Source organism: Vibrio scophthalmi LMG 19158, from assembly GCF_000222585.1.
In the GTDB taxonomy this organism is placed as follows: domain Bacteria; phylum Pseudomonadota; class Gammaproteobacteria; order Enterobacterales; family Vibrionaceae; genus Vibrio; species Vibrio scophthalmi.
The window spans coordinates 19,956-28,205 of record NZ_AFWE01000204.1; the positions used below are offsets into that span (position 1 = coordinate 19,956).

General features: G+C 44.1%; 6 protein-coding genes. 4 read left to right on the forward strand and 2 right to left on the reverse strand.

The features are described from left to right. Nucleotides 1-29 precede the first annotated feature (29 nt). Both RH88_RS17970 and purF read left to right on the forward strand, forming a co-directional pair. Entirely contained in the window at nt 30-521 is a 492-nt protein-coding gene (locus RH88_RS17970) for a CvpA family protein (RefSeq protein ID WP_005598667.1), read from the forward strand. Nucleotides 522-556: 35 nt separating this feature from the next. Then, the gene (gene purF, locus RH88_RS17975) at nt 557-2,071 is read left to right on the forward strand and encodes an amidophosphoribosyltransferase (protein ID WP_005598668.1); all 1,515 of its coding nucleotides are present in this window, start codon (nt 557-559) and stop codon (nt 2,069-2,071) included. Nucleotides 2,072-2,160: 89 nt separating this feature from the next. On the opposite strand, the gene znuB is transcribed toward purF, so the two are convergent. Together znuB and znuC are read right to left on the reverse strand one after the other, a co-directional pair. Further along, nucleotides 2,161-2,946, reverse strand: a complete 786-nt coding sequence (znuB, locus tag RH88_RS17980) for a zinc ABC transporter permease subunit ZnuB (RefSeq protein WP_005598669.1) — start codon at nt 2,944-2,946, stop codon at nt 2,161-2,163. Next, complete coding sequence (gene znuC, locus RH88_RS17985; protein ID WP_005598670.1) at nt 2,939-3,727, reverse strand: zinc ABC transporter ATP-binding protein ZnuC; 789 nt, start codon at nt 3,725-3,727, stop codon at nt 2,939-2,941. Before znuC ends, znuB begins: the two co-directional genes overlap by 8 nt. An 84-nt stretch (nt 3,728-3,811) precedes the next feature. Between znuC and znuA the strand changes: the two genes are divergently transcribed. Both znuA and RH88_RS17995 read left to right on the forward strand, forming a co-directional pair. After that, nucleotides 3,812-4,690 carry a zinc ABC transporter substrate-binding protein ZnuA gene (gene znuA / locus RH88_RS17990; protein WP_005598671.1) on the forward strand — a complete coding sequence of 293 codons (879 nt, stop codon included), beginning with the start codon at nt 3,812-3,814 and terminating at the stop codon, nt 4,688-4,690. A 150-nt stretch (nt 4,691-4,840) separates the two neighbouring features. Continuing rightward, the gene (locus RH88_RS17995; RefSeq protein WP_005598672.1) at nt 4,841-8,215 is read left to right on the forward strand and encodes a helix-turn-helix domain-containing protein; all 3,375 of its coding nucleotides are present in this window, start codon (nt 4,841-4,843) and stop codon (nt 8,213-8,215) included. Nucleotides 8,216-8,250: the final 35 nt, after the last annotated feature.

An 8,250-nucleotide genomic window follows, 5' to 3' on the forward strand; every position in this document is an offset into this window, starting at 1 on the left:
ATGCGCGCAAACTGAAGATGTGAATACACATGAATTGGTTAGATATTGTCATTTTGAGTGTGATTGGCCTATCGGCTTTAATCAGCTTAGTTCGCGGCTTCGCTAAAGAAGCATTGTCATTGGTTATTTGGTTTGGTGCATTTTTTATCGCCAGTCAGTATTACAGTCGTTTGGCGGTTTACTTTACCAAGATCCAAGATGAGATGTTTCGCAATGGCGCAGCGATTGCTGCCTTGTTTGTTGCCACGCTAATTGTAGGAGCGTTGGTTAACTATGTACTTGGGCAGTTAATTCAGAAAACGGGTCTATCGGGTACCGACCGCGTGTTAGGTATCGTATTTGGTGGATTGCGAGGAGTGCTGATCGTTTCGGCGGTATTGTTCTTCGTTGATACTTTCACCACTTTCAATGATAGCGAATGGTGGACAAGCTCGGAGCTGGTTCCACACTTTAAGTTAATCATTGAGCCGTTTTTCGAACACCTACAAGCTTCATCGAGTTTCTTATCTGGCGCGTCATAGCGCGCCAGCCATTATCGCAAATCGAGGGTTAGGACATGTGTGGTATTGTTGGAATCGTGGGCACTTCGCCTGTAAATCAGTCTATTTATGACGCTTTGACTGTATTGCAGCACCGTGGCCAAGATGCCGCCGGTATTTGTACCATAGAAAGCAATCGTTTTCGTCTGCGCAAGGCGAACGGTTTAGTCAAAGATGTATTCGAAGCAAAACACATGCAAAGACTGCAAGGAGACGTTGGTATCGGCCATGTACGTTACCCAACCGCTGGCAGTTCAAGTGTCTCAGAAGCCCAACCTTTTTACGTAAACTCTCCATTCGGCATCACCCTCGCTCACAACGGTAACTTGACTAATGCACATTATGTGCGTGAAAAGTTGTTTGCTAAAGATCGCCGCCACCTAAACACCACCTCTGATTCGGAAGTGCTGCTTAACGTACTCGCACATGAAATTGATATGGTGAAAGGTAATGTGACATCAGAAGATGTTTTCCGCGCCGTGACAAACGTTCACCGTACTATTCGTGGTGCGTATGCGGTAACAGCAATGATCATTGGTCATGGTCTGGTTGCATTTCGTGATCCTAAAGGCATTCGCCCTCTATGCCTAGGTAAGCGTGAAGTAGAAGGTCGCACTGAATACATGGTGGCCTCTGAATCGGTGGCATTGGATGCGGTTGGTTTTGATTTCATCCGTGATGTTCTGCCGGGTGAAGCAATTTATGCCACTTTTGATGGTGAGTTATTTACTCAGCAATGCGCTGATCACCCAGAGCTAAATCCTTGCTTGTTTGAGTTCGTCTATTTTGCTCGCCCAGATTCGTTTATCGATAAAGTTTCCGTTTATTCTGCCCGTGTTGAGATGGGGAAAAAATTAGGTGAGCGTATTCGTGATGAATTTAGTCATCTCGATATTGATGTGGTCATTCCAATTCCTGAAACGTCATGTGATATAGCGCTGCAGATCGCTCAATTGATCGATAAACCGTATCGCCAAGGTTTTGTTAAAAACCGTTATGTCGGTCGTACCTTTATCATGCCTGGTCAGCAGCAACGCAAGAAATCGGTGCGTCGTAAGCTCAATGCGATTCGTTCGGAGTTTAAAGATAAAAATGTATTGTTAGTTGATGACTCGATCGTACGTGGTACCACTTCTGAGCAAATCATTGAGATGGCGCGAGATTCTGGTGCGAAGAAGGTCTTCATGGTTTCAGCGGCTCCAGAGATTCGCTTCCCGAACGTTTATGGTATCGATATGCCTAGTGCGAATGAACTGATTGCTCATGGGCGCGACAATGCTCAAATCTGTAAGCAAATCGGTGCCGACGAACTTATCTTCCAAACCCTAGAAGATTTGGTTAGCGCGGTTGGTTTAGGCAATTCAGATATTGCGAAGTTTGAAACGTCGGTATTTAGCGGTGAGTACGTGACTGGCGATATTACTCAGCAATATCTTGAGTATTTAGAGTCATTACGTTGCGATGATGCCAAATTGCAGGCTGAACTACAGCAAGACCTCGCTAGCCTAGAGTTGTATAACGAAGGCGCATAATTGCTAGAGAAATAAAACGGCTTCCCTTGGGAAGCCGTTTTTGTTTATTCATACCGTCAACGCAAATAAAGCTAGTAACAAAAACCTAGCTACGAAACCGATTTTTTTACCTGACTCAGTAAGAACAAGGCGCTGGCGCTGATCACCACCGAAGGGCCTGCTGGTGTGTCAAAGTGCCAAGAGAGTGTCAGACCAAGTAAGACGGCTATCGCTCCAAGAATAGAGGCCAGTATCGCCATTTGTTCCGGTGTTCGAGAAAAACGACGAGCCGTGGCTGCAGGGATGATCAATAGTGACGTCATGATCAAGGCACCAACAAACTTCATACCCACCGCGATCACTAAACCGACCAACAACATTAAAATCAAGCGCATTAGTTCGGTATCATGGCCTTCTACGGCAGCCAGTTCTTCATTGACCGTTGAGGAGAGTAGCGGACGCCAAAAAATCGCTAAAGCGATACCCACCACTGCGACACCGAGGTAGATAAAGATTAAATCGCTTGGTGAAACAGCCAGTAAGTCGCCAAATAAATAGCTCATCAAATCGATACGAACATTATCGAGAAAGCTAACCGCGACTAAGCCGAGCGATAATGAACTGTGGGCGAGAATACCTAATAGAGTATCAGTCGCTACCAGTTGCTGGCGCTGCAAAGTCACCAGCAATACTGCCAAAACTAAACAGCAAACGACCAGTGCGAGATAGAGGTTTACATCTAATAGAAAACCAAACGCCAATCCCATCAAAGAAGCGTGCGCTAATGTATCGCCAAAATAAGCCATTTTGCGCCATACGACGAAAGAGCCGAGTGGCCCTGCAATCAGGGCAATGCCAAGGCCTGCAAAAATAGAAGGCAGTAAAAACTCAATCATGGTGGTGATGTCCGTGTGAATGGTCTCCACAACATGATCCTTCCCCTTTAACGGGTTGGCCAGAAAGGTCATGGTGGTGGTGGTCGTGTTGATGATGATAAATGGCAATTTTTTCTTGGCGTGCTTGACCAAACAGTGCGATATATTTCGGGTGCTGAGCGACGGAGGCTGGTGCACCAGAGCAGCAGATATGGTGCTGCAGGCAAATAACATGGTCGGTTTTGGCCATCACTAAATGCAGATCGTGTGAGACCATAAAGACCGCGCAATGGAAGCGATGGCGGATAGTATCAATTAGGTCATAGAGATCAATTTGACCTTGCACATCAACACCTTGTGCTGGCTCATCGAGTACTAATAGCTGTGGGCGTTGGAGCAGCGCACGTGATAGTAGTACGCGTTGTGTTTCGCCACCCGATAATGAATGCATGTTGGCTTTGAGCAGGTGTGATGCCCCCACCAAACCAAGTGATTCTTGAATTTCTTGCTGGCTATAGCGTCCCGCCAAGCGTAAAAAACGTTCCACGTCGAGAGGTAAAGAATCATTCAGTTTGAGCTTTTGTGGGACGTAACCGATTTTTAGCCCTTTTGGCCTATTAATGGTTCCCTGTGAACAACGCTGTAAACCTAGCAAGACTTTAACCAGTGTCGATTTTCCTGCACCATTTGGCCCTATAAGGGTGGTGATTTCGCCACTTTTTAAACTTACGCTAACATTATCGAGTACTTTGCGTTCACCGAACTGAACGCAAATATTAGTAAGGTCGACTAACGAGGTCATGAATGGAACTCATTTGCAATTGAATATTGTTATAATGTAACATTTATCACTTACAAATTCTATAAGTCACGATGTGGTTAACTGATGAAAAAACGAATTACCCTCGCACTGGCATTATCCAGTTCGACAGCTATGGCTCAAGAGCCAGTGGTTTTAACCAGCATTAAGCCGATACAGATGATCACTCAAGAGTTAATGATTGATGTCGGTCAACCGGAAGTCTTACTTAATTCTAATGCTTCACCACACGACTATGCATTGCGTCCATCGGATGTAAAAAAAGTAGCCTCTGCGGATTTAGTGATTTGGTTCGGCCATGATTTGGAACCTTTTTTAGACAAGGTCGTGACTAAGCAAGAACATGTTCTTGAACTGTCGAAAATCGATGGCTTACCCCTACATGAATTTGATGGAGATCATACCGATCATGATGGACACGATCATGGCAGTCATGACCCACACTTTTGGCTTGGTTACCAGCCGACACAACAAGTTGCCAAGGCAATCACTGAGCAATTGAAACAGCTTGATAGCGATCACGCGACACAGTATGAAGCAAATTATCAACGTTTCACTCAGCGACTCGCGACTCAGCGAGAAGAGCTTACAGAGCGTTTAGCGCCAGTAAAAAATGTAGGCTACTTTGTTTTTCACGATGCCTATGGTTATTTTGAACAAGATTACGGCTTAAATCATTTGGGGCATTTTACCGTCAGTCCTGATCGCAAGCCAGGGGCGAAAACCCTGATTCGTATCCGTACGGCATTAGCTGATAAACAGGCAAAGTGCGTTTTTGCAGAACCACAATTTACACCAGCGGTGGTGAAGTCTGTTGTACGCGGAAGTAACGCTAAAGTGGGAGTATTAGATCCTATTGGCTCAGATGTTGAAGTCAAAGCAGGGAGTTACTTCACATTTATTGATCAGATGGCTAATGACTTTATCACGTGTTTAGCGCAATAGATCGCTATTGATAGTTTTTCCAATAAAACACAACGGTTTAGGTATTCTTCGCGATACGAATGCAATAGAATAAACAGCACACTTTATCATTGAGCGCTACGGATTAGCGCTCATTGTTTGCTTTTCGTTATGCTGCTAAGGAATTAGCTGGTGAAAAAAGCCTTTTGGGCCGTGCTGCTCTATTTCTTTTCAAATATTACGCTCGCATTTGATTCTACGCCATCGGTGTTCTATCCGTTACCGACGGAGAATCAAGGGCGCATCTTTGCTGCAAAAAATCTATTTCTAGCACCTGGTGGTGGTCTTTGGATTCATGACGTCCGAGATAAGGTGTTATTTTTTGATGGTAGAACGGTTTCGCCAAAACAAGGCTCAGTTTTGCCTTATCCAACCGAACATTTTCAATTTCAAGCCAACAGTTTCTGGACTTATCAAGCAAACCAGGTTTACCGTTCTGTTTCTCACCAACAACGTGAAGTGATTTTTAGTCTGCCTCCCGGTAGTGAAATCAACAAACTTGGTAGTAATAAAGACTACATCTGGGTGACTGACGACAGTCATTTCTACGCTTATCAAATTTCTACTGGTGAACTTGAAACCCATTCACTTATGGGCTTGTATCGATTCAATGATTCCACCAAAATTCGCGTAAATGACGCGCTCAAAGTAAAAAAGAAGTGGATTTTAGCCACTCAAAGTGGGGTGTACCTGTCTGAAGAGTCGGGTTTTAGCCATGTTTCACGTTCTAAAAACCGCAATATTTCCAAGCTCTATTTCTCTGAAAGTCGCCGTGAGTTACTACTAGGTTCAAGTAACGGCGCGGTGGTGTTTGACTTATATGATAGCCGTGGCCCCAAATTTATTATTCCTTCTCCTCGCGTTACCGCTTTTGCCGAAACCAAACAAGCCTACTGGATTGGCACAGAAAATGGTTTGTATGTTTATTCATTCTTGAGCGGAAATATCACTAAGTACTCTGGTGAGCAGGATGTAGGGTATGCATTAGTGGGGCGGAAAATTAATGCGATTATTAATGATAATGTTGGTGGAATATGGATAGCGACCAACAAAGGCATTCAATATTACTCGTTGTTTGGTGATAAATTTGAGCGTTTTCCAACCAATGAATTTCAGTTGCGTGTCGGCCATGACACGGATCATGGGCAACTGAAGAATTTGGTACCGATGGAACAAATTCCTGGTTATTGGGTTATTTCAGAATATGGGCTGCAACGAATCAAAAGTGGGGAAGAAAGTGTTAAACAAGTGATTCATCGAGGTTTGGTTTATGATCTTGTTGAAGCCGATAGTTTACTATGGGTAGCAACTTCGCAAGGGATGCAGGTATTTGATGCGATTAGCGGTGAGCGCTATGAAGATTTTAGTTTGCCAAGCCTATTATTAGAACAAAATACTTCACTCCTTGCACGAGGCAATGACAATAGCTTATGGGGTGTCAGCGACGGTAAGCTATGGCGCTATAATATCTCCAGCCAACGCGTCACCGAATATGGTGATAGTTGGCTTTCTGCCAATTACCCTTCTTCGCGAATTACTTATCTGATGGTTTCGAGTAATGATCACTTATTGATTGGTACTGAGCATGGTATTTATATGCTACGTGAAGGACAGATCCATTTTGTTGCCGAGAGCGCTCAGTTTGGCGTGGTACTCAATATGGAAGAGGGAGAAAACGACCAAGTGTGGGTTGCCAGCAATTATGGTGTCAATATTCTCGATGTGAGAAATGCTCAGTTAGCGCCCCTGACGTTAATCGACGAACATATCAACCCGCAATGTTTGCTGAGAAACAATTCAGGAATGTGGCTCACCTCTTCATCCGGCCTATCGCATTACTCGATGAAAGGAAAGTTTGTCTCTCACTACAGCCAACCATTTGGAGTGATTAACAATGAGTTCCAAAATGGCTTCTGTCTGCCTGATAGCAGCAATTCAGAGTCGTTGTTAATCGGCTCATGGCATAGTCTTGTTCGAGTTAATAGTGAAGACCTTGTCGTTAGCCCTCTACCTGAAGCGAAAGTGATATTCTCACAAGTCAAAATTAACCAAAACTTGGTCTCATTTGGCTCGATTGCGCAAGCCGAAATTGTGGCACCTTATGGCGATTCGATCAGCGTGCAGATGGGTATACTCCCGTATGTGAATGGCTCGATTCTGGAGTACCGCCTCAATGATGAAACGCACTGGACTCAGTTGGATGGCTACCAAATTTTAATGGAAGGTCTGGCACCAGGAGAATATGAGCTCTATGTACGGCCCGTTGTGAATGGTGTCGAACGAGGCAGCACTAAAAGTATTGCTTTCTATGTGACAGAGCCTTGGTATCTGACCGCGGCTGCGATTACAGGGTATGTGCTTGTTGTTATCGTAGTTCTGTCGGTCATTATCTTTTTCCGTTCTCGAGTGATGAACCGATCTAACCGCGAGTTGAAGGCTCAAGTAGCCTTGAAAACCAATCAGCTACGACATCAAAGCCGTATTTTGCTAACTAACAATCATCAATTACGTAAGCAGCTTCAAGTCAGAAGAATTATTTTCACTCAAGCGATTCAATCGTTTAGAGAACGCCTTTCACATGCGAAGTCCACGCAATCAGGGCAAGATGAGAGTCAACAAAATCGAATTATTGATAGAATTTCAAGTGAGCTTGAATTGCTTATCAATGTGAGAGAGTCGCAAAGTGATGAACTAGCGGCGTACAATCTATCACTGATCTTCTTATCTATTGTGGATGGTTGGCGTGATGACTTTGCCAAGGCTGGGATTAGCATTGAAATCGATGCCGGGACTCAGCAAGGTCAGTATGTATTGTTGGAATATTTCAATCTGGATGTTTTGTTTAATTTATTGATGGATGGTTTGGTTAAACGTTGCTTTAGGCATCAAGTTGTCCATGTCGCTATTGAGCACGGTGATGAGAGTGTGACACTCATCATACGTGATCATGGCTTAGTGATAGAGCATGAGAAAGACAGCAGTTGGTCTGAAGTCGTCAGTTTAGTTGAAGCCAGTGGTGGTAAACTATTACTACAAAGTGTCGATGGGCAGAATAGTGTCATGTTGACGTGGCAAAGCAGCCAAGGGTTTGATGAAAATTCGGTAATGGAGTTTAGTCATATTCCGTCAATGCTTGATAGCGGTGAGTCTGGGAAAAATTCGGATCCTTGGATCGATAAATTAGAAGAATTGGTTAGATTACATTTTTCTAATCCAGACTTCGGTACTTCTACCGCTGCGAAGTTGATGTTCGTTTCCGAACGAAGCTTACAACGTCGCTTTAAAAATGCCACACAACGTACCTTTACTGATTATCTAAGTGAAGTTCGCCTTGACCATGCTTGTCGACGTCTTCTCGCTGGGGAAAAAGTGTCTGATGTTGCTTTTGCTAGCGGCTTTAATGATCCATCCTATTTTAGCCAACGGTTTAAACACCGTTTTGGTGTCTCTCCAACTCAGTTTGTTGAGGAGCAGGATCCGCATATTGAAGTAGGGTCGGGAATTTAGACTTTCAAGCAATGATTAGTGATACAACAAAAAAG